General features: G+C 69.8%; 26 protein-coding genes. 10 read left to right on the plus strand and 16 right to left on the minus strand.

What is annotated here, in order from left to right:
* Nucleotides 1-53: 53 nt before the first annotated feature.
* Complete coding sequence (thsA, locus tag ACSG06_RS14480; RefSeq protein WP_440991434.1) at nt 54-1,601, minus strand: thermosome subunit alpha; 1,548 nt, start codon at nt 1,599-1,601, stop codon at nt 54-56.
* A 302-nt stretch (nt 1,602-1,903) separates the two neighbouring features.
* On the opposite strand from thsA, the gene ACSG06_RS14485 reads away from it, so the two are divergent.
* Complete coding sequence (locus ACSG06_RS14485; protein ID WP_440990992.1) at nt 1,904-2,731, plus strand: amidohydrolase family protein; 828 nt, start codon at nt 1,904-1,906, stop codon at nt 2,729-2,731.
* A gap of 19 nt (nt 2,732-2,750) precedes the next feature.
* Here ACSG06_RS14485 and ACSG06_RS14490 read toward each other — a convergent pair whose 3' ends face one another.
* Nucleotides 2,751-3,668, minus strand: coding sequence for a glycosyltransferase family 2 protein (locus ACSG06_RS14490; protein ID WP_440990993.1), 918 nt, complete (start codon nt 3,666-3,668; stop codon nt 2,751-2,753).
* Nucleotides 3,669-3,727: 59 nt separating this feature from the next.
* Nucleotides 3,728-4,435 carry a class I SAM-dependent methyltransferase gene (locus ACSG06_RS14495; RefSeq protein ID WP_440990994.1) on the minus strand — a complete coding sequence of 236 codons (708 nt, stop codon included), beginning with the start codon at nt 4,433-4,435 and terminating at the stop codon, nt 3,728-3,730.
* Nucleotides 4,436-4,527: 92 nt separating this feature from the next.
* Here ACSG06_RS14495 and ACSG06_RS14500 point away from each other — a divergent pair, with 92 nt between their 5' ends.
* Entirely contained in the window at nt 4,528-4,671 is a 144-nt protein-coding gene (locus ACSG06_RS14500) for a hypothetical protein (protein WP_440990995.1), read from the plus strand.
* Nucleotides 4,672-4,699: 28 nt separating this feature from the next.
* On the opposite strand, the gene ACSG06_RS14505 is transcribed toward ACSG06_RS14500, so the two are convergent.
* Nucleotides 4,700-5,101, minus strand: a complete 402-nt coding sequence (locus tag ACSG06_RS14505; protein WP_440990996.1) for a PPOX class F420-dependent oxidoreductase — start codon at nt 5,099-5,101, stop codon at nt 4,700-4,702.
* A gap of 135 nt (nt 5,102-5,236) precedes the next feature.
* Here ACSG06_RS14505 and ACSG06_RS14510 point away from each other — a divergent pair, with 135 nt between their 5' ends.
* From ACSG06_RS14510 to ACSG06_RS14525, 4 genes are read left to right on the plus strand one after another with little or no spacing between them, the layout of a single operon-like run.
* On the plus strand, nt 5,237-5,518 hold the full coding sequence (locus ACSG06_RS14510; protein WP_368407861.1) for a MarR family transcriptional regulator: 282 nt from the start codon (nt 5,237-5,239) through the stop codon (nt 5,516-5,518).
* A gap of 39 nt (nt 5,519-5,557) precedes the next feature.
* Nucleotides 5,558-6,346 carry an MBL fold metallo-hydrolase gene (locus tag ACSG06_RS14515; RefSeq protein WP_440990997.1) on the plus strand — a complete coding sequence of 263 codons (789 nt, stop codon included), beginning with the start codon at nt 5,558-5,560 and terminating at the stop codon, nt 6,344-6,346.
* Between the two features lie 57 nt (nt 6,347-6,403).
* Nucleotides 6,404-6,625 carry a PLDc N-terminal domain-containing protein gene (locus ACSG06_RS14520; RefSeq protein WP_440990998.1) on the plus strand — a complete coding sequence of 74 codons (222 nt, stop codon included), beginning with the start codon at nt 6,404-6,406 and terminating at the stop codon, nt 6,623-6,625.
* 49 nt (nt 6,626-6,674) lie between these two features.
* Nucleotides 6,675-7,337 carry a YkgJ family cysteine cluster protein gene (locus ACSG06_RS14525; protein ID WP_440990999.1) on the plus strand — a complete coding sequence of 221 codons (663 nt, stop codon included), beginning with the start codon at nt 6,675-6,677 and terminating at the stop codon, nt 7,335-7,337.
* Here the strand turns inward: ACSG06_RS14525 and ACSG06_RS14530 are convergent.
* The 4 genes from ACSG06_RS14530 to ACSG06_RS14545 all read right to left on the minus strand — a co-directional run bounded on the left by ACSG06_RS14530 (nt 7,334) and on the right by ACSG06_RS14545 (nt 12,369).
* Complete coding sequence (locus tag ACSG06_RS14530) at nt 7,334-7,735, minus strand: TRAM domain-containing protein (RefSeq protein ID WP_440991000.1); 402 nt, start codon at nt 7,733-7,735, stop codon at nt 7,334-7,336. The two genes, ACSG06_RS14525 and ACSG06_RS14530, sit on opposite strands and share 4 nt — an antisense overlap.
* Before the next feature lie 111 nt (nt 7,736-7,846).
* Nucleotides 7,847-9,568 (minus strand): radical SAM protein, encoded by a 1,722-nt coding sequence (locus ACSG06_RS14535; RefSeq protein ID WP_440991001.1) that lies wholly within the window; start codon nt 9,566-9,568, stop codon nt 7,847-7,849.
* A gap of 51 nt (nt 9,569-9,619) precedes the next feature.
* Nucleotides 9,620-10,543 (minus strand): hypothetical protein, encoded by a 924-nt coding sequence (locus ACSG06_RS14540; RefSeq protein ID WP_440991002.1) that lies wholly within the window; start codon nt 10,541-10,543, stop codon nt 9,620-9,622.
* Nucleotides 10,540-12,369, minus strand: coding sequence for a hypothetical protein (locus ACSG06_RS14545; protein WP_440991003.1), 1,830 nt, complete (start codon nt 12,367-12,369; stop codon nt 10,540-10,542). Before ACSG06_RS14545 ends, ACSG06_RS14540 begins: the two co-directional genes overlap by 4 nt.
* A 79-nt stretch (nt 12,370-12,448) precedes the next feature.
* Here ACSG06_RS14545 and ACSG06_RS14550 point away from each other — a divergent pair, with 79 nt between their 5' ends.
* Genes ACSG06_RS14550 through ACSG06_RS14565 form a run of 4 tightly spaced genes read left to right on the plus strand, consistent with a single transcriptional unit; the run spans nt 12,449 to nt 14,978 of the window.
* Nucleotides 12,449-12,607, plus strand: a complete 159-nt coding sequence (locus tag ACSG06_RS14550) for a DUF7559 family protein (RefSeq protein ID WP_440991004.1) — start codon at nt 12,449-12,451, stop codon at nt 12,605-12,607.
* A complete protein-coding gene (locus ACSG06_RS14555; protein ID WP_440991005.1) occupies nt 12,604-13,122 on the plus strand; it encodes an Hsp20/alpha crystallin family protein in 519 nt (172 codons plus the stop codon). The genes ACSG06_RS14550 and ACSG06_RS14555 overlap by 4 nt, the downstream gene beginning before the upstream one ends.
* A gap of 59 nt (nt 13,123-13,181) precedes the next feature.
* Entirely contained in the window at nt 13,182-14,045 is an 864-nt protein-coding gene (locus tag ACSG06_RS14560) for a hypothetical protein (RefSeq protein ID WP_440991006.1), read from the plus strand.
* A 54-nt stretch (nt 14,046-14,099) separates the two neighbouring features.
* Nucleotides 14,100-14,978, plus strand: a complete 879-nt coding sequence (locus ACSG06_RS14565) for a hypothetical protein (protein ID WP_440991007.1) — start codon at nt 14,100-14,102, stop codon at nt 14,976-14,978.
* Here the strand turns inward: ACSG06_RS14565 and ACSG06_RS14570 are convergent, their stop codons facing one another.
* From ACSG06_RS14570 to ACSG06_RS14605, 8 genes are all read right to left on the minus strand, one after another.
* A complete protein-coding gene (locus ACSG06_RS14570; protein ID WP_440991008.1) occupies nt 14,979-16,148 on the minus strand; it encodes an NAD(P)/FAD-dependent oxidoreductase in 1,170 nt (389 codons plus the stop codon).
* Nucleotides 16,145-16,900: a creatininase family protein gene (locus ACSG06_RS14575; protein WP_440991009.1), complete on the minus strand. Its 756-nt coding sequence runs from the start codon at nt 16,898-16,900 to the stop codon at nt 16,145-16,147. The genes ACSG06_RS14570 and ACSG06_RS14575 overlap by 4 nt, the downstream gene beginning before the upstream one ends.
* A gap of 44 nt (nt 16,901-16,944) precedes the next feature.
* Nucleotides 16,945-17,547 carry an RDD family protein gene (locus ACSG06_RS14580; RefSeq protein ID WP_440991010.1) on the minus strand — a complete coding sequence of 201 codons (603 nt, stop codon included), beginning with the start codon at nt 17,545-17,547 and terminating at the stop codon, nt 16,945-16,947.
* A 97-nt stretch (nt 17,548-17,644) separates the two neighbouring features.
* Entirely contained in the window at nt 17,645-18,427 is a 783-nt protein-coding gene (locus ACSG06_RS14585; RefSeq protein ID WP_440991011.1) for a DUF7388 family protein, read from the minus strand.
* Between the two features lie 163 nt (nt 18,428-18,590).
* Nucleotides 18,591-18,761, minus strand: coding sequence for a hypothetical protein (locus ACSG06_RS14590; RefSeq protein ID WP_440991012.1), 171 nt, complete (start codon nt 18,759-18,761; stop codon nt 18,591-18,593).
* A gap of 40 nt (nt 18,762-18,801) precedes the next feature.
* Nucleotides 18,802-19,377, minus strand: coding sequence for an NUDIX hydrolase (locus tag ACSG06_RS14595; protein WP_440991013.1), 576 nt, complete (start codon nt 19,375-19,377; stop codon nt 18,802-18,804).
* A 47-nt stretch (nt 19,378-19,424) separates the two neighbouring features.
* Nucleotides 19,425-19,886: a DUF7109 family protein gene (locus ACSG06_RS14600; RefSeq protein WP_440991014.1), complete on the minus strand. Its 462-nt coding sequence runs from the start codon at nt 19,884-19,886 to the stop codon at nt 19,425-19,427.
* A gap of 30 nt (nt 19,887-19,916) precedes the next feature.
* Nucleotides 19,917-21,014: a glycosyltransferase family protein gene (locus ACSG06_RS14605; protein WP_440991015.1), complete on the minus strand. Its 1,098-nt coding sequence runs from the start codon at nt 21,012-21,014 to the stop codon at nt 19,917-19,919.
* Between the last annotated feature and the right edge of the window lie 17 nt (nt 21,015-21,031).

Below are 21,031 nucleotides of genomic sequence, written 5' to 3' on the forward strand. Positions count from 1 at the left end.
ACGTAACCAGCGTCGAGCGGAAAACCGTTTTCGTCCGGGGCTGTCCCCCCGGCTCAGTTCGCGGCGATGACGTCGTCGATGCGGAGGATCATCGTCGCGGCCTCGGTGGCGGACTCGACCGCCTCGCGCTTGACGTCGGCGGGGTCGAGGATGCCGTAGGCGAGCGGGTCGTCGACGCGGCCGGTCTCACCCTCGCTGATGAGGCCGACGACGTCGCCGTCCTCACGGCTGGCACGCAGCGAGACGAGCGCGTCGATGGGGTCCATCCCGGTGTTCTCGGCGAGCGTACGCGGGATGACGTCGACCGCGTCGGCGAACGCCTCGACGGCGAGCTGCTTGCGGCCCTCGATGCCGGAGGCGGCGTCGCGGACCGCCGCGGCGATGGCGAGCTCCGCTGCGCCCGCACCGGGCACCACCTCGCCGGACTCGACGGCGACGCTGACCACGTCGAGGGCGTCCTCGAGGGTCCGCTCCAGCTCGTCGACGACGTGTTCGGTGCCGCCGCGGACGAAGACGGTGACGGCGCTGGCGGCCGCGCCACCCTCGACGAAGGTGAGCTGGTCGTCGCCGACGCGGCGCACGTCGATGGACTCGACGTGGCCGAAGTCGTCGGACTCGAGGTCGTCGAGCGCACCGACGCGGCGGGCGCCGGTCGCGGTGGCGATGGCGCGGGCGTCGCTGTTCGAGAGGCCCTCGAACGCGAGGACGCCCTCCTCGGCGAGGAACGAGGCGACGCGGCCGTCGATGTCGTCGGTCGCGAACACGACGTCGACGTCGGCGTCGGCGATGGTCTTCGCGTACGTCCGGAGTTCGGCCTCCTCGGCGTCCATCGCGGCGGTGAGCTGGTCGACGGACGTGACCTGGTACTCGGCGTCGATGTCGGCGGTGCGGACGTCGAGCTCGACGTCGAGTACGAGCACCGAGGCGTCGGTGACGTGCTTGGGCATCTCGTCGTGGACGGGCTCCTCGTCGACGATGATGCCCTCGACGAGCTCGGTCGCGTTCGAGGACGCGCCGACCTTCGTGAACACGCGCACGTCGTCGCGGCTGACGTGGCCGTCGTCGTCCTCGACGTGGCGGATCGCGGAGACGACCGTCTCGGCGAGCTGGTCGGCGGTCAGGCCGCCGGTACCCTTGCCGGTCATGCTGGACTCGGCGACCTTGTGGAGCGTCTCATCGTCGACCGCGGCGTCGAGCACCTGCTCGTCGATGGCCTCGAGGGCGATGCGCGCGGCCTCGTGGTAGCCCTCGACGATGGTCGTCGGGTGCACGTCGTTCTCCAGCAGGTCCTCCGCCTGCGCGAGGAGCCGGCCCGCGAGGACGGCCGCGGTCGTGGTGCCGTCACCGACGGCCTCCTCCTGGGTCTCGGCGACCTCGACGAGCATCTGCGCCGCCGGGTGCTCGATGTCCATCTCGGTCAGGATTGTCGCGCCGTCGTTCGTGATGACCACGTCGCCCGTCGAGTCGACGAGCATCTTGTCCATGCCGCGGGGTCCGAGCGTGGTCCGGACGGCCTCGGCGACCGCCTTGCCGGCGGTGATGTTCGAGGACTGGGCGTCCCGGCCGTGTGTGCGTCGTGAGTCCTCGGCCAGGATGAACATCGGTCGGTTGCCCATGCCTCGCTGTGCGAAATCTGCTGATGACATGCTGTGAAACCTCGGCAATAGATTGTTTCTTCTTCTATATAATATTTTGGTTGCCATGGCGCCGCTTGCTTGCGATTAGCACGAAGTTACCAGAACACGTACCGGGGTTCGGGCTGGGGGAGTAATCGGCGGGTACCGGTCGGTGACCCGAGTCGGGAGTCGACGAATTCACAGCTGTAGCCTCGCCGCCAAGACAGTGTCACACCTTCACAGGACGACCGGTATCAAGAAATACGAGGGGCCGCAACGGAGGGTAGATGCTGGAGCTGGAGCACCGATTCCGCGTGGTCGACGTCCACGTCCAGCTGCCCACGGACGAGTACGGCTCGACCGGCACCCACACGAACAACCCGGAGACCGTCGAGCGTGAGATGCAGCAGGCAGGTGTCGTGCGCGCGGTCACCTTCCCGGAGCCGCGGCCGGACGAGGGCTCGTACCTGACCGCGAACAACGCGGTGGCGCGCCACAGCGTCGAACGGCCGTTCCTGGCGTTCGCACGGCTGGCCGGGCCGCGCGACCCCGGCGCGGGCGCGTCGAGCCGCCTGCGGAACCTGACGGCGTCGCGCAAGGAGTACCACGCCGCCCCCGAGGACGTGGAGCAGTACGCGTACGACGACCGGTTCCACGGCTTCGTCGTCGACCCGCTGCACGACGGGCTGCCGGACGAGGCGGTCGTCGACGCGCTCGGCGAGGTCGGCCTGCCCGTGCTGGTCCGCGCGGGCACGGCGTTTCCGCCGAGTGCGGTGGAGCGGACGCTGCTCGGACGCGGCTTCCCAGTCGTCCTCGCGCACTTCGGGGGGTACCCGCTCGACGAGGCGGCTATAGACCGGACCATCGAACTGCTCGACCGGCACGACGACGTGTACGTCGACACGAGTTTCGTGCGGTTCCGCGAGCCGATGGAGCGCGCACTGCTGGAGCATCCCGACCGGGTGCTGTTCGGCTCGGGGGCTCCGGCGGTCCACCCGAACGTGGGCGTGATGGAGCTGCTGACGCTCGACGTGTCGGAGGACAAGATGCGACGGGCATTCTCGAAGAACGCGGTCCGGGTCGTCGACGGGCTCGCACCCGAGGCGATGGACTGAGGCGTCGACTCGCCGTCTCTCAGTCCGCTGTCTCGGCCACGTCGTACCGGCAGACCGCACGGTCGGCGCGCGTCGAGACGCCGTTCGGGTTCCGTCTGGGTGCGCGGTCCGCCTTCCGGGCGGCGAGACCGTCCTTCGTGCCGATTGCGAGCCCCTTCGCCACGCCACGGCCGCTCCCGAGCCACTCGGACGGCGGCCGGTTCCCGGAGGCGACGTCGCGCAGGGACGCGACACCGTCGCCGAGTGCGTCCATGAGTGTTCGCCGTGCGACGGTCGGTCGCACGCCGTAGTTCTTCACCATGCGGTAGGCGAGCGCGCGGTACTTCCACTCCCAGTCCTCGGGCTCGCGCCCGCCATCGGTCTCGTACTCGCCGCGGACGCACATGTCGCTCCGCCACTCCACGTCGTAGCGCATATCGGCGATCCGATGGGCGGCGTCACGGGCACCGCCGGTCTGGAGGTACTCGTCGAAGCCGTCGAGCGCGGTGAGTGCACCGCGTCTGAACGCGACGTTGTCGCCGTTGAAGTAGGCGACCGGCCGGCCGGCGATGGTCCGGCGCTCCTCTGTCTCGGTGGTCATGCCGGCGGGGACCGTCCGATGGGTCGGGCCGCTGACGACGTCGGCGCCCTCGTCGAACGCCGCGACGACCGCATCGTACCACGGCTCCTCGACGGCGAGGTCGTAGCTGACGAACGCGACCAGGTCGCCGCTGGCGACCTCGAACCCGGCGTTCCGTGCGACGTTGACGTTGCGCTCGCTGATCTCGACGAGCGTGTCGACGTCGTTCCGTGCTCTGACCATCCCGGTCGTTCCGTCGGAGGACGGGCCGTTGACGACCACGACCTCGGCCGACGGGGCGACGCTCGAGAGCGCGTCGAGCGAGCTGTGGAGCCGGTCCCGACCGTTCAGGGTCGGAACGACCACCGAGAGGTCCATGTTCGACCCATACCGTACCGATAGTTAAAAACAGGTATGACGACCCGACAACCTGTCTTTCATTCTACCTTCGCGTTCCAGTACGAAACCGAGGCGAGACGGTCGAGTCCCGGCGCCCCGAGGATACTCGTGTCGACGGAGCGGAACGTTCGCGCCACGCTGCCGGGAATCTGGCGGTAGAAGCCGTAGGGGAGCACGAAGTCGTGGTCGTCCTTCGCGAGGTGGAGGCCCGCGCTGGAGAGCAGCGACTCGACCTCGCTCCGGGAGTAGAGACGCGAGCCCATCGGCAGCGCCCAGTTGTAGATGCTCCGCGTCGAGAAGCGGTTGAACGTGTCGAAGAACACCTGGTCCTTCGAGACGCGCTGCATCTCGGCGAGGAACGAAGCCGGCGTGTCGGCGAGGTGGAAGAAACGCATCGCCATCACGGCGTCGAAGTGGTCGTCGGGGAACGGGAGTCGCGCGGCGTCGCCGCGCATGAACTCCAGGTGGTCCGCGACCCCGGCCGCACGAGCCTTCTTCCGGCCCTGTTGTAGCATCTCGGCGGAGATGTCGAGGCCGACGATGTCGGCCCCGCGTTCGGCCAGCATCACGGTGAACCGGCCGGTCCCGCAGGCGATCTCGAGCACGTTCTTCCCGTCGACCGGGCCGATAGCTTCGAGGACGGCGCGCTTCTCGCGGCGGTCGATGAGTCGACCACCGCCGGAGAAGCGCTTCTCCTCGTACTCCTCGGCGACCTCGGCGGTCTGGTACCACTCCTGGCCCTTCACACTGTGCGTTGCTACTTCCTCGGTGGGATAAAACGGTATTGGAGTCGTCCGACGGCACAACGGTTTTGCAGGTTGTGAACGTACCACATGATATGCCGACCTGTGTGCACTGTGGCCGTGACCTCGCCGCCGAGGACCTCGTCAGGCACGAACACGAGACGCGCGTCGTCGTCCACTGCCCGGACTGCCACTGCGTCCTCGGCCAGTACCGCGACCCGAGCCTGCGCTCGCGGTGAGCGTCGTCTACGGTCCACGTCGGCCGGCTCAGTTCGCGATGACGTGTTCCGGCCTGATGCGGATGACGACCCGTTCGCCCATCTCCTCGCCGTGGTTCGGGTACTCGTCGAGGCCCATGTACCGGCCCGCGAGCTCGTCGGCGTGTGCGTCGGCCCCCTCGGCCGACACCGACTCCACCTCGCCCTGCACCGAGAGGTAGCGGTACGGGTCGTCGGGGTCGCTCATCTCGATGCCGACCTTCGGGTCGCGGCTCACGTTGCGCTCCTTGCGTCGGCCACGGGCCGTGTTCACCAGCACGTGGTTCGTCTCGGGGTCGTAGTCGACCCACACCGGCGTCACCTGCGGTGTGCCGTCGGGCAGCAGCGTCGCGAAGTGCGCGAACGTCTTCTTCTCGAACAGATCTCGGTGGGAGGACGGGATATCGGCCATACCGGTCGTTCACACCGCCGCCGCAAAAGCTGGAGTGATATCTACTGGCATGGCATATTAACACTTAATATTGTCTCAACAATACCAACCTACCTATAGCCAACCCTTAACACGTGGTTCCCGCTTTCGGTGTGTATGAGCATGAGTACCGCCGACGACCGTGCCGACGATGCCGAAGAACTCCTCTCCGACGCGGAGTACCGGGAGCGCCTCCGCGAGCTCCCGCCGAGCGCGAAGCTCGTCTCCAAGGTGCTGGAGACGGAGGCACCGCTCTCGCAGGGCCAGCTCGCCGAGGAGTCCCTGCTCCCCGACCGCACGGTCCGGTACGCCCTCAACCGCCTCGAGGAGGCGGGCCTCGTCAGCTCTCGCTACAGCTTCCAGGACGCGCGGAAGCAGGTCTACTTCCTCAACTGCTGAGGCCGCCTGTTTTAGTCGCTCGCCCCCAACCAGCCACCCGTGAGCGACATCGCCACCTTCCCGGTCGAGGTTCCCACACGCGCACCCTCCGGCCGGACGAACACGTACCTCGTCGGCGACGACCCCGCGGTCCTGGTCGACCCCGCGGCCCGGAGCGACGAGCTCGACGCCGCCGTCGCCGAGCGGTCGGTCGGCCACGTCGTCGTCACCCACACGCACGTGGACCACGTCGGTGCCGTCGCGGCGTACGCCGCCGAGACCGGGGCCACGGTGTGGGCCCGCCACGGCCGCGAGGAGCGCTTCGCCGATGCGACCGACGTCACGCCCGACGGGACGCTCCGCGACGGCGACGTCCTCCCGGGAACCGACGTGCGGGTCGTCGAGACGCCAGGCCACGCGCCCGACCACCTCGCGTTCCAGGCCGACGGGGACCTCGTCAGCGGCGACCTCGCCGTCGCCGAGGGCAGCGTGGTCGTCGGCCGACCCGAGGGAGATCTTCGGGCCTACATCGGGAGCCTCCGACGGGTGTACGCCCGTGCCCCCGACCGGCTCTTTCCGGGGCACGGGCCCGTCGTCGACGACCCGCGTGCGACCTGCGCGCGGCTCATCCAGCACCGCCTCGACCGCGAGGAGCGCGTGCTCGCGGCCGTCGAGAACGGGGCGACTCGCATCGGGGCGGTTCTCGACGCCGCCTACGACAAGGACCTCACCGGGGTCCGCGACCTCGCGCTCCGCACCGTCGAGTGCCACCTCCGGAAGCTCGCCGTCGAGGGACGGATCCGGTGGGACGGCCGGGAGGTCGAGTTCGTCCGTGAGGACCGCGAATAGTCACACAGCGATTACATCAAGGAGAAAGCATTTACCGCGGTGGCCGGACGCACGAGTATGGCCGCAGAAGCAATCGCCGTCCTGCTCGCGCTCGCCGTCGGCCTGGCCATCCTCGTCCTCCCCCTCGTCTGGGTGTACCGCGACGCACAGGAGAACAGCAGCCAGAGCGCCGGGATGTGGGCCGCGATCGTGTTCTTCGCTGGTCCGCTCATCGGCCTCGTCCTCTACTTCATCTTCGCCCGGGAGAAGGGTGCGGGTCGGCACGGTACGCACTACTGACCGAGGCGGCAGCCTTTTCTCCGCGACGCGCCGACCTTCCGACGACCGGATGGACTCCCTCGAGACGGAACTCGACCGCGCCCGCGACCTCGCCGTCGCCGACCTCGCCGACGCCATCGAGGCCATCGGCTTCGAGTGCACGCGCTGTGGCGCCTGCTGCACCGCCGAGGCCGACGACCCCCACACCGCGACGGTGTTCCCCGGCGAGATCCGGGAGCTGCAAGACGCCACCGACTACGACTTCCGCGACGTGGCCCGCCCGATGCCGTACGGGCTCAGCGAGACCGAGGACGGCGGCGTCGAGGGCGAGACGTTCGAGTGGGCACTCCAGACAGACGCCTGTGGCGACTGCACGTTCTACGCCGAGGACGACGACGGCGTCGGGGCGTGTACGGCCCACGGCGACAGACCCCTCGTCTGTCGGACCTACCCGTTCAGCGTCGCGCTCGCCGGCACCAGCCAGCCGTTGGGCGAGGCCGTCGACGAGGCGGGGCTGGTCCGTGCCCACGAGTGCGAGGGACTCGGACGCGACATCTCGCGCGAGGACGCCGAGGAACTGGCGGCAGCGCTGAAAGAACGGGCGGTTCGAGAGCTCGAAGAAGCCATCGGCGTCAGAGACGCGTACGAGCCAACCCACCCGGAATCGGGCGAGGTGGTCGTCCACGATAGCGAGGGTGCGAAACGGCCGGACGGGTCGGCCTACGAGCGCTAGAAGGTGTCCTCGATGATCTCGCCGACGGCGAAGTTGGACTTGACCTCGGTGACCTCGATCTTCACGCGCTCGCCGACCTCGGCCCCCGGGACGATGATGACGTAGCCACGCTCGACGCGGGCGATGCCGTCGCCCTGCTTGCCGATGTCCTCGATCTCGACGTAGCGCGTCTCACCGATCTCGACCGGCGGCTGGGGCTCCGAGGGTGCCGTATCGCGGCTCTCGGTCTCCTCCGTGGTCTCCTCTCGTTCCCGTTCGATGAGGGCGACCCGGTACGTCTGTCCGGACTCCACCGACCCTGTCTCCACCTCCTGGCGCGGTACTTCGACGACGTAGGAACCGTCCTCTACCTCGACCTCCGCACTGAACAGACACAGTAGCTTATCAGATATCTCCACAGTGAACCTCCACCAGACAACTGGAACGGGTGGGTATTAGAATTACCGTTGCCGTGTGGAATCAAACGGCAAGCACCGCACTCAATCGGCGTCGGCGTCCGTGGGCGGGTCTCAGTCCGCACCGGAGCCGGAGGAACTGCCGGCGTACTTCCGCAGGTCCACGTCGGCGGTCACCTCCTCGGGGGAGGTGTACGGCCGGTTGACGACGATGTCGCCCGCCGTCCCCTTCCCGATGCCGGGGATGGCGGTGAGCTCCTTCATCGACGCCTCGTTGAAGTCCAGCGGATAGGGGACACCCGTCACCGAGCGGTAGCCGTGGTCCACGACGGCCACGTCGATGGTCCGTCCGAGCTCCCGTTCGCCCGGCAGTCCCACGAGCAGCGGGTAGGTGCCGAGCTGGCGGCCGAACGTGGTACCGTCCTCGTGGTACTCCAGGTGGACGTCCGGGAGCACGGTCCCCGGCGGGGCGAGTCGCTGGAGCATCGGGTTGTCGATCTCCTCGCGAACCTGCGTCTTGTAGCGCTTGAACAGCGACTTGTGCTCGTGGGCGATGTGTGCGCCCTCGCTGTTCATCTCGGTCCCGGCGAACGTCATCACCTGCCGGATGTTCACCCGGCGGAGCATCAGCCCCGCGTCGTAGACACGCTGGAGGAACTGCTTGTTCAGCTCGTACGTCTCCTCCCGCTCGTCCTTCAGTCCGTGCAGGAGGTTGATACCCGGCAGGAGCTTCGGGAGCCGGCGGGGGGCATCGGGACCGGTCGACGGCCCGGTGCCGGGCTCGTCGCCGGGTCGCCAGCCGCCCTCCTCGTTGACGATCTTGACCGCCTCGAAGCACTCCTCCGCGGTCACGTTCAGGTTGTTCGACTCCTGCACGACCGGGTCGGCGGACTCCAGCCCGAACGCGGCCGTGTCGCCGGGCGTGTTGTGCTTCGCGATGACGCGGATGCCCTCCCGCGACAGCTCCGGCCACTCGACGACCGTGATGGGGTTCATGTTGTCGAGGTGGAGCGTCCCGAGGTCGGGCGCGACCTCGCGGATGCCCCCGTACAGCTCCCGGAGCGCGTCCGGGTTCGGCTTCTCTCCGTCGCCGCCGTAGGCGAGGATGTCTGCCTGCCGCCCCAGCCGGAAGTGCCGCGCACCGCGGTCGTACAGCTCCCCGACCTCGCTCACGACGGACTCCGGCGACCGGAACGACGGGTCGCCGTACAGGGGCTCCGTGCAGAACGAGCAGCGGTACGGACAGCCCCGCGACGTCTCCATCTCGCAGATGAGGTACTCGGGGTGGTTCGGGTGCTGCTCGACGACGAACGCACCTTTCGCCGCCCAGCGGTCTATCTCGGCGTTGTCCCGCATCCGGTTGTCGAACCCCTCCAGCCCGGACTCGACGAGGTCGTACGCCGCCGCCTCCACGTCGCCCTTCGCCACGAAGTCGTAGTCGAGGTCGTCGCGCTCGGTCTCGGTCGCGCCGGCGTTCTCGTCGCCGACGCCGAACTTCACCGGGCCGCCCATCAGCGTCGTCCCGTCGGCGGTCCAGGCGATCTCGCGCACCTCGTCCGGCTCGGCGGGCTTCCCGCCGACGTACTTCCCGGGGACGGTCATCCCGCCGAGGTAGCAGACGAGGTCGGCATCGGCCACGTCCGCCCACAGCATCCGGTCGTCGCGCAGCTCGTCGATGGTGTGGTACGTGATTCGCTCCACGGGGACCCCGGCGTCGACGAGCGCCCCGGCGGTGTACCGGGGGTACGTCGAGATGTACGGCGGCACCCCGAAATGTGCCGGCTCGTCGACGTAGCCGTCGACGATGGTCACGTCCAGCTCGGCGGGGTCGGTCATGGAGCGAGGTTGCGTCTCGACGGGGAAGAAGTTGACTACACGAGGTCGCGGTCAGACGTAGATGTAGCCCTCGACTGGGTTGTAGTGGTCCTCGTCGGGTTCGAGGGCTTCGGCAGAGCGGGTCGCCTCGTACGTCGCGACCGCCGCGACGACGGCGTCGAGGGCGTCGCCACCGGAGTTCTTCACTGCTTCGTTCCTTACGGATTCGGTGATTTCGACCTCGTTTTCGCCCTGTTGCAGTCCCTGGAGGTTCCGTTCTCGCCTGCACCGTTCGGTCTCCTTGCCACCCTTGTACCCCGTGCGGTAGAGGCCGAGTCGGCCGAGCGTCCCGGCGGGATAGGCTTCGAGCACCAGCGGTCCGTCCGCGGAACCGGTTTCGCTCTCCATCGGGGCGAACGTCACCGCGTCCCGAACCTCGGCGAGCACCGACTCGATGCCGTGGTACGTGATGTACTTCCCGACGATGCCGTACGGCGGCTGTGCGCCGACGGTCGCGTCCGTCTCGCGCTTGCAGTGCACGCAGTCCGCCCCGTCGTTCTCCCGGGCGCGTTGGCTCCCCCACGCGCTCAGCGACCGGGGGCCGTCTACCTCCTCCCCCTCCCAGTCCTCGGCTGACGGGAGACCACCGGGGAACGCCCTGACAAACGCCTGCCAGTCCTCGAACTCGTCCCCGAGGACGGCCCTCGGAAGACCGAACGGGAAGTCGAGTCCGACCGCGGCGTCGTCTTCGAACCAGTACTCGTCACCTTCTTCGGCGACCCAGGGGCGGTCACCCGAGAGGAACTCGACCAGCGCCGGCAGTGTCTCGTCCCGACGTTTCGGGTCGCCGTCGAACGCGGACTCGACCGTCTCGCAGTCGGTCAGGTGCAACCCGTCGTCGCCGACGGTTCCGCGAGCAATCCACGTCTTCTTCCCGGCGTCCCGCTTGCCCGCACCGAAGTCCAAACCGTACACCGTCGACGCCAGCCCCGTCATCGGTCACCCCGACCGAACACGAACAGACACGCCGCAAGCGCCACCAGCGTACCAGCCACGCCGAATCCCGGCGAACCACCGTCGGTATCGGTCGGCGTCGCGGTCCCGACCGTCGCCGTTGTCGTCCCCGACACCGTCGGTTCTGGCGTGGTGGTCTCCGACGGTGTCGCCGTCTCCTCACCCGTCGGGTCCATCCCCTGCGCGACGGCTTCCCCATCAGAAACGCCGTCGCCGTCCGTATCGGGGTCGGTCGGGTCGGACCGGTACTCGTTGACCTCGGTGCCGTCGTCGAGGCCATCGCCGTCCGTATCGACAGCGGTCGGGTCCGCGCCCCGACTCACCTCGGTCGCGTCCGGGAGCCCGTCGCCGTCGGTGTCGGGGTCGTTCGGGTCCGAGCCGATGGTCCGGACCTCGCGGTTGTCGTTCAGCCCGTCGCCGTCGGTGTCGACGGCGAACATGTTGCTCCCGGCGCGCTTCTCCTCGCTGTCGGTGAGCCCGTCGCCGTCGGCGTCGCGGTCGGTTTCGGTGGGGGAGTCGTACAGCGAGGCGTTCCGGGGCACGTCCGGAACGGCCTCGGTGCGGGCGTACTCGTCGAGCCACTCGCCGGCCTCCTCGCCGCCGGCGGCGACGACGTACTCGCGGAGGTCGTAGTAGGTGACCGTCCCCCGGTGGATGTTGACGAGGTAGAACACGTCGGCGAGGCTGTAGTTGCCGCCGGAGCCGCGGCGGATCTGGGCGTCGAGGCCGGCGAGCACGCGGCCGCCCTTCGAGTACGGCGCGTAGTCGGAGGTCCAGTGGATGTCGTTGACGAGGACCGAGTCGGCGTCGCGGTCGGTGGAGACGGCGTCGTGGAACGCCTCGAAGTCGATGCGCCCCTCGCGGTAGGTGAGCAGGGCGGCGTAGTACTCGGCACTGGCCTCGGTGAACCAGCGCATCTCGGAGTTCGGGGCGAAGCGCTGGCGCGTGTGGAGGTACTCGTGGACCCAGACGTTGTCCGCGCTCTCGGCCTGCATGTCCTCGTGGACCCAGAGGTCGGTCGGGCCGGCCTGGATGCCGCCGCGGCGGATGGGGTCGGGCGCGACGAACAGGCGCACGTCGCGTTCGCTGCCGGCGACGTACAGCTCGTCCATCGCGAAGGAGACGGACTCGAAGACGGTCTCCGGGCCCTCCTCGACGGTCGCCGTGGCGGGCACGACGAGCGTGAGGTTCCGGCCGTTCGCGGTGTGCTCGTAGCGCTCGTGCGGGCCGAGGTACGCCAGCTGGGTGCCGAGGGCGGCGTCCTCGGTGGTCCGCGTCGCCGTCTCGAACAGCCCCTCGCGCTCCCAGCTGCGGTGCCAGCTGTCGGTCGCGTCGCTGTAGTAGCCCGCGGTGACGCCGTAGTGGACGAGCGCCCAGCCGTCGCCCTCGGCGAAGTCGTAGCCGCCGAAGCGGTCGTTCGCCACGTCGCTCGGGATGCGGACGGTCATCGACGGTCGCTCGGTCTCCTCGTCCCAGCGGTGGTCCCAGGCGATGTTCGGGGCGTCGACGATGCCGTCGCGGGAGAGCACGGTCGCACCGTCGGGCGTGGAGACGCCCAGCGTGCTCACGTCCGAGCCGAGTTCGAAGGTGACCGTGACGCGGACCGTCTCGGGGCGGTCCGGCGTCAGTTCGACGTCGACGATGCGGGTGACCCCGGCGGTGCCGGTCTCCGGTGCTGGCGCGACCGTCTCGGGGGCCGTATCGACGGCCGTGGCGGCGCTGGCACCACCGACTGCGCCGACGGGAACCACGCTCACGACGAGGAGCGCGACGAGAGCGAGTGCGGCGGTCCGTGGCGGCGTCTGCATTGTATTCGAGTTCGAGCAGCGGGAGAAAAGGGTTCCGCCCTCCGAAAACTGTTTTCCCCTGACGGCCCAAGCTCCGGCTATGCCCGCGACGATGGAGGTCAGGTGTACTGACACGGACTGCGAGCTCGACATGTTCGAGCTGCACTACACCTACGACATGCCGGACGACGTGACCGTCGAGGAGTTCACCTGCCCGTACTGTGGGACCACCGCCGGTCTGGAGGAGATCGAGCTATGACTATCCGCGAGTTCGGTCGCTCGGTCAGCAACAGCGTCCTGCGCCAGATCGGCCGGGCGTCCTCGCAGGTACAGGAGAACCGACCGCTTCCGACGGACCTGCTGGAGAGCGACGACGCCTACCTCGCCGTCTTCGACGCGCCGGGGGCGACCCACGCCGACGTGCAGGTGCGCTACGACGACGGCACGGTGAAGGTACGCATCGACCGCTTCCGGGAGTTCCACGATGGGTACGACATGCGCATCCCCGGCCGCGGCATGGCGCTCGACGGCCACGTGCGGCTGCCGGCCGACGCGCTCGTCGACCCCGAGTCCGCCACCGCGACCCTCCGCAAGAACGGGACGCTGGAGGTCGAGGTGCCGAAGGCCGTCCCCGAGGAGGACGACGGTGACGACGGCGGCGACGGCGACACCGTGACCATCGCCGAACCGGACGAGAGCGACGCAGAGGACGCGAACCCGGACGACGCGGGCGACGCCGACGTGAGCGTCGACGCCAGCCCAGACGAGTCGTGAACGCCCGCGGCGACGACGCTTCCCCGGGCCGGTCGTTTCTGCAGACGAGGCGGACCGCCATGCGCCGAGCGGCCGGCACGGTGCTCGTCGGCGGTCTCGCCTCGCTCGCCGGCTGCTTCGGCGACTCGGGCCACTCGTGGAAGACCGACCGCGAGGGGAGCCTCCAGCCGTGGCTCTACGACCCGGCACACTACCGCGAGGACGTGACCGACTACGTCGTCGGCTACTGGGAGCCCGAGACGTTCGCGGCCAGCCGGGACTCGCTCGGCGAGACGGCAGACCGGGTCCAGCGGTACCACGCCGCTGCCCCGGAGGACGTCGCGTTCACCGTCGAACTCGGTGGCACGAGTGCGGCCGGCGGCCTCCCGTACGTGCTCGTCTCGCAGGGGACCTTCGACGCCGGCACGGTCCGGGAGAGCCTCACGACGGGATTCGAGCGCGTCGGCAACGTCGAGGGCCGCCCGCTGTACCGCGACGACTCGGGTGCGTTCATCGTCATCGCCGACGGCGAGCTGGTGTTCGTCCGCGGCCTCCCCCGGGCCGACGCCGAGTCCTACGTCACGGGCTCGCGCTCGTTCGCCACGGGGGACGGCCGGCTCGCGACGTTCTTCGACACCGTCGGCGTGGGCGCGAACGCCGGATTCCGGCTCAGCACCGACGAGTCGGGGACGCCGACGCTGCACGGCCACGCCTACCGCATCGACGGCGGGACGACACACGCCCGGGCGCTCCGGGTTCCCGGTGTCGACGAGGCCCGCGGCGAGGAGCTGGAATCGTACCTCGAACAGGTCCAGTCCTCCGTCGATCGGTTGCGCTTCGCCTCCGTCGAGTACGACACAGAGCGCGTGCTGCTCGACCTCGAGTTCGCGACCGTGCAGGCCCCGTTCGGTGTCGACCCGCTGTCGAACTTCGGTGTGCGCTGAGCGGCGGGTCGGACCCGAAGATTTTTCAACTCGCTGTCGAGAAACGAAGTCGACATGCCACGGAGACGGGACGTGCTGCGGTTCGCGGGTGCGACGGCGGCCGCCGGTGTCGGGACGGCGCTGGCCGGCTGTACCGCCCGGTCGAGCAGCGGCGACGGCGCCGCGCGGCTCGGCAGGTGGCTCTACGACCCGGCGGAGTACGGGACCGACTGGGAGCGGTACCGGGTGCACTACGTCGAACCGGCCGCGCTCGCCAGCAACGAGACGTACCTGAACAGCTCGATGGTCGAGTGGCTCACCGAGTCCCCGGTGGCCCCGCGCGACAGGGTCGACTACCAGCTGCAGGCGACCGTCGTAGCCGACGACGGCACGTACCCACAGGTCGCTATCTTCGAGGGCGCGTTCGGTATCGGACGCGCGCGGTCGGCCATCAGCCAGGGGGCGACACGAGATGGCGTCTACGATGGTCGGGAGCTCTACCGCAGCGACGGCGGCGGCTACCTCGCCCTCGACCACGGTGAGCTGTGGTTCGTCGGGAACGTCGATCGCCGGGGTGCTGAAGCGTACTTCGACCGCGCCGGCGAGCGCACGTTCGTCGCGAACGACGACCGGTTCGCTCGGTTCTTCGACCGCGCCGGCGTCGGCGTCTACACCGGCCTCCAGCTCGGCCGTGAGGGTGCCGGATACGGCGGGTTCAGCTACCACGTCGACGGTCCGAAGACGACCGCTCGCTCGCTGCGGCGGCAGCCACTGCCCGACCGACAGCGCGAGGAGATCGAGCGTCGAGTCGAACGGGCACGCCGCAGCGAGGACTCCCTCCGAGAGATATCCTTCGAGTACGACGACGGCGAGGCACTCCTGACGGTCGAGCTCGAGACCCGTCGCGCGCTCGTCTTCCTCGACCCGGTCGACGTGTTCGAACTGGGCTACTGACTACTCGTCGACGACCATCCCCTCGACGACCTCGAACGCTTCGTCGCCGTCGAACCTGGTCGGGTCGAACGCCTCGATACCGTCGCCCTCCAGCATCTCGGCGGCGACAGCCTCGCCCAGCGCCGGGGCGCGCATGAAGCCGTGGCCCTGGAACCCGGTCGCGACGTAGAGCCCGTCGCGGAGCTCGCCGAGCAGCGGATCGCGGTCCGGCGTCGCCGTACAGAGCCCGGCCCAGGCACGTTCGACCGACGGCTCAGTGCCGGTCCGCTCCGCGACAGCCGCGACCGCGCCGTCGACGAACCAGTCGTCCGCGGACCGTCGCCAGTCGTCCGGGTCGACCTCGCGCTCCTCGGTCCCGTCGCCGACGAGCAGGCCGTCGGGGTGTGGGCGGAGGTAGACCCCGGCGGTCGCGTCGTAGCAGATGGGGACGTCGGCGTCGAAGCCCGCGGTGAGCGCCTGCACGCGGTAGGGCTTCATCGCGATGGGCACGCCCGCGTCGGCCAGCAAGCGCTTCGAGTGTGCGCCGGCGGCGACGAGTACGGCGTCGAACGGGTGCGTCTCGGCCCCGACGACGACGCTGGAACCCGCGCCGTCGCCGTCGGTCGCCAACCGAACCGGCGTCGCCTCCCGCACCGTCGCTCCCTCCTCCTCGGCCAGCGTCGCGAGCAGCGGCGGGTACGTCGCGGGGTCGACGACGGCTGCGTCCCGGGCGACTGCGGCGACCGCAACGTCGTCGGACCGGAGCGTCGGGAACTCCTCGGCGAGGTCGTCACGGTCGAGGAGTGCCACGTCCCGGTCGTTGGCGCGCATCCGGGGGACCTGCTCGCGGATGGCGTCCGCACGGCGGTCGTCGCCCTCGCGGGCGAGCCAGACGTACGGCGCCCCGTCGAGGGTGAACTCGCCGCGGCCGTCGAACGCGCGGAACCGTTCGAGCGCGCGCTCGGCGACACGCGAATCCACGTCCTCGGCGAAGGCGTCGTAGACGATGCCCGCTGCGCGGCCGCTGCTCCCACCCGCGATGTCCCCTGCTTCGAACAGCGTCACGTCGACGCCGTGACGCGCGAGGTCGTATGCCGCGGTCGCACCCACGGCTCCGCCGCCGATTACCGCAACGGTGTCGGGCGCGTCGTCGGTCGGGAGGTCCGAATCGGCCGGAATCCCGCCGCTCATCGGTGGTCCTCCGGGAGCAGCGCCTCGAACGGCTGTTCGACGAGCCAGTCGACGAGCGCCTCGAGTTCGTCCGTCGCCGTCTGGAACAGCCGTTCGCCGGCCTCGGCGGAGCCGCGGGTGGGCTCGCCGACCGCACCCGACTCCGAGAAGTCGGCGGTGTCGAAGCCGACGCTCGCGCCGTGGACGGACCTCCCCCACGAGTCGGCCGCGCCCGCCTCCGCCTCCTCGAGGCGGTCCTCGCGGACGAGGTCGGGAGCGACGTGGGCCACCATGCTCGTCTCCAGCTCGTCGGCGTGGCCGATGCCCGCCTCGCCGAACAGCTCCTCGTCGAGCCCGTCGAGGTTCGACCACCAGGCCCACGGGGCGGCGAAGGCGACCTCCTCCTGCCGGAGTCGGCGGGCCGCACGCGTGATGGCGTCGGTGTTGCCGCCGTGGCCGTTGACGACGACGGCCTTCCGGACGCCGTGGCTGGCGACGCTCGCGAGCGTGTCGGCCACGTAGTCCTCGAACGTCCCGGGATGGGTCCAGAGCGTGCCGTCGAACTGGCGGTGGTGCTCGCTCACGCCGACGGGCAGCGTGGGGAGGACGAGCGCGTCGTCGCGGTCCGCGACGGCGTCGGCCACCGCCTCGGCGGCCATGAAGTCGGTGCCGAGCGGCAGCGCTGGCCCGTGCTGTTCGACGCTTCCGACGGGGAGGACGGCGACCTCGGCGTCGTCACCGAGACCCGCCGTCGTCTGCTGTGCGAGTCGCATGACCGGGAGTGCGCCCGGCGGTCACAAACTGTTTTCGTCCCGGCTCAGGCGTCGGCGGGCTGGGTCGACTCGCCTGACCTCCCGGAGACATCCTCGGACGCCAGGGCGGCCGTCTCGACGACGACCGTGCCGGCGGCCCTGTCGCCGAGACGCTGGCCGTTCCCGAGGACGAACATCGCGCCGAGCTCGACGAACAGCCAGACGACCATCATCCCGAAGGCGATGAGGAACCCGACGACGGTGTCGAAAGCGTTGATCAGGGCCATGAACGGCAGCGGGGCGAGCAGTATCACGTTCCGGACGAGCGCCTGTCTCACCGAGACGGACGACCCGTCCTCGCCGACGACCGTGATGTCGAGCAGTTTCATCCCGGGGGTCTGCCCGGAGCGCGTCTGGAAGAGCGTGAAGTAGGTCAGTGACACGGCACCGATGACCGCCCACCGGGCCAACACCAGGAGGATGTAGAGGATGATCCAGCCGGTGGCGAACGACCCCTGGTCGCCGCTTCCGCCGGCGGTGAGTAGTGGTCGGGCCAGCCAGAACAGGAACCAGACGAGCACCGAGACCAGCGAGAGCACCAGCCAGTCGACGCCGAAGGCCAGAACCCGCTTCGGTATCGCCTCGGCTGGGTCCGCTGTAATCTGCACGACACAACCCCGACCTCGAGTTCCGTTGGTCTTTTCGATTGGCTGGAAAATCGCTGGACAACCGACGTGGCGGGGTTACCCGGATCGGGTGTGCCACTCAGCCGAAGAACTCGTCGAGCCCGCGGGCGGGGTAGCCGACGACGTGGTCCGCGCCGAGCTCTTTCAGTTCGGCGACCCGCTCGCGGACCGTCCCGGCGTCGCCGACGAGCGCGAAGTCACGGCTCGCAGAGAGCAGCACCTCGCGAGCCCGACCCGTCGCGGCCGAGTCCGTCGCGCAGTCGTCGGGGAGTGCCCGGGCGACGGCCCCGCGCCGGCTGATGTAGCCGCCGACCGCGTCGAGGACGTCGTCGTCCTCCGACGCGAGCACCGTGGGTGCGTAGACGGCGATCTCGCCGTCGTAGCCCGCGGCGCGCAGCGACTTCAGGTCCCGGTCGGTCGACCGCGAGAGCAGGTCGAACTGCGTGCCGCCCGCGGCGAGGGCGACGCGTTCGACGCCCTCGGTGCCGACCCAGGCGTCGCTCGCGACCTTGCGGGCGGCCCCGAGTCGGGGCGCGATGGCGCGGCCCGCCTCGCGCTCGGTCAGGTACGCGCCGTGACCGGCGACGAGCACGCGCCCGATGTCGTCGGGCAGCTCGCGCGCCAGCGAGTCGTCCCCGAGGGGGTCGAAGCCGTCGGCGCGCACGGGCGTGGTGACCCGGACCGTGGACTCGGCAGCGAGCTCGCGCAGGACGCCCGCGTCGGGGAGATGTTCGCGACCCTCGTAGTCGACCACGAGCAGGTCGGCGTCGAGGTGGACGGCGTCGGCGAGGTCGACCTCTGCGGGCTTGAGTGCGATACCGTCGAGCCCCGTGCGGGCGACGGTCGCGCCGCTGGTCAACATCGGCGTTCACCTCGGACGACGGCGATACGGCTCAGGAGAAGTAGGCTATCGGTCGAATGGAACGCGACCCATCGTCTTGTGGACCATGTACTCCATTCCAGGTCTGCATACGGGATAAACGTGTCGGAGCGCACGAAGACCTGCCGTGTGGCGGGACGGCGGTTCAGGTGGGCGACCACTCGCAGCAGTTCCCCGTCGTCAGCCCCGCCTCGTCGACGTAGCTGGTGAGACAGGCGTAGTTGCAGAACGCTCGCTCCCGACCCTCACCCTCGCGGACGTACACCGGGTCGTGGCGCTCGACGGGGCTGTCGCAGTACTCACACGAGCTCGGCATGGCTGGGGGTACGGTCGCCGGGAACAAGAGCGGACCGGCGTCACACCCGCCGGTCGACCCGTTCTGGCGCGCGCCAGTCGGTCGTCAGCTCGAGCAGCTGGACGAGGATGCGGGCGGTCGCGCCCCAGACGGTGTAGCCGTCGACGGTGAAGTAGTGGATGACGATGTCGCCGTAGTACGGGTGGTCGCGGCGCTCGTATCGGTAGTTCTCGGGGTCGAGCAGCGCATCGACGGCGAGCATGGCGACCTCCGCGACCTCGCGCTCGTCGGGGTGGTACTCGCGGTCGGGCACGTAGCCGACGAACGGGGTGACCGCGTACTCGGTGATCGTGCGGATGTCGTCGAGGCGGCCGACGAGTTCGACCTCCTCGGGGAGCAGGCCGATCTCCTCGTAGGCCTCCCGGAGCGCGGTCTCCTCGATGTCGGCGTCGCCGGACTCGTAGCCGCCGCCGGGGAAGCTCATCTGGCCGGCGTGCTTGCCGAGGTCCTCGGACCGCTTCGTGAAGATGAGGAACAGCCGGTCGTCGCGCTCGACGACCGGGATGAGCACGCCGGCGTCCCGCGGCTCGTCGTCGACGGAACGGGGCGTGAACTCGGCGACACGACGCAGGTCCATCGCCACCGGCTACGGTCCGCGGCCCTAAAGCGTTCACTCTCCCGTCGTCAGAGCGCCGCGTCCAGCCGACTCCGCACGTCCGTACAGTCGACGGGTGCCCACGCCTCGAGGTCGTAGCTCACGTCGAGCAGTTCGTGGGCGCGGTCCTCGTTCCCGCCCGCGAGTGCCGCGGTCGCCTCGTCGGTCAGCCGGTCGTGGACCTGTTCGCCGAGGGCGGCTCGGTCGACCTGCCGCGGGTCGACGTCCATGATGTGCGGGAGGTCCTCCCCGTGGGGTGGTTCCTCCGGGAAGGCACGGGGCCCGGCGACGTACAGCGTGCGGTCGCCGTCGTCGTAGGCGACGAGATGGTAGGCGTCGATGGCGTCTGTCACCCACTCCTCGACCGTCTCGGCGTCGACGTCGGCGCCGGCGCGGAAGGCGACCTCCTCGACGGCCCGTGTCAGCTCCGTGCGGGTCAGGCCGCCGAAGGTGTCGACGACGCCGGCGAGTTCGTCCTCACTCAGGCGCATGTGGGGTGCCACGGGCGAGGGGGTAAAGACTCATTCGACCAACTCGTCGCTCGCGGCCCGAGCCGCGTCGGCCACGTCGCCCGGCGTGAGCGCCACGTCGTCCCAGGCAGGGAGTCTGGTGTCGGTCCGTGGCGCGTGGACCGAGCCGGCGTAGGCGTCGACCTGCTCGCGCTCGCCAGCGACGTCGTAGTCGAGCCCGTTGAACCGCGCGTCGGCGGCGTACTGGCGGACCAGGGCGTCGGCGGCATCGCGGTACCGGTCGGGCAGCGTCTCGTAGTCCGGGTCGAGGCCCTGGTCGTCGAGCGCGTTGAACAGCGCCTGCCCGACCTGGGTGGCCATGTCAGAGAGCCCGGTCGGCCCCGACACGGAGCGGTGGTCGTGCTCGTGCTTGCCGAGGTCGACCTGTGCGGTGCCGGCGAACCCGGCGTGCTCGTAGGCGTCCGAGAGCATCCCGACCTCCAGCCCGAAGGCGCGCTGGGCACGGACGTTGCGGGCGAGGTCGGCGGTCATCGCGAACTCGCCGGCGAGTGCGTACCGGAACGCGTCGAGGTAGTCGAGGAACGGGTGGTCGTGTTCGTCGTCGAGCGCGCGAACCAGCGGCGTGAAGAAGAGCCGGAACAGCCGGCCGTAGAGCTGGTTGTTCTCGACGCGGGCGTAGTAGCCCTTCGCGAACTCGAACTCGCCGGCGACCGGGGCGAGCAGTCGGGGGACGTGGCGCTCGTTGTAGGTCTTCGCGTCGGCGTCGTGGACGACGACGTAGTCCGCGGCCTCGGCGGCGACGCCGAGCGCGAGCCAGACGTCCCGGCCCTTCCCGAAGCCGTTGTCGAGGCCGTGGTCGGCCAGCAGCTCGGTGACGCGGTCGGCCGAGCACCAGAGCAGCTCCACGTCGAGGTCGAACGAGTCGAGCCACGCGTGGAAGTCCGGCACGCGCTCGGCCGGGGCGCGGAGCGGTACGACGACCGCGGCGGGGTCGACCTCGGCGAGCGTCGTCAGCACGCGCTCGGCGGCGAGGCCAGCGTACTCCCGTTCGGTCATCGGGACGACGACGGCCGCGCGGTCGGTCGGCGCGTCCGGCGTCGGGTCGGTGAGGTCGTGCAGCGTGGCGACCCGCTCCTGGACGTACTCCATCGACCCCGACTCAGGGC

This window comes from Haloarchaeobius baliensis (assembly GCF_052060055.1).
GTDB lineage: Archaea > Halobacteriota > Halobacteria > Halobacteriales > Natrialbaceae > Haloarchaeobius > Haloarchaeobius baliensis.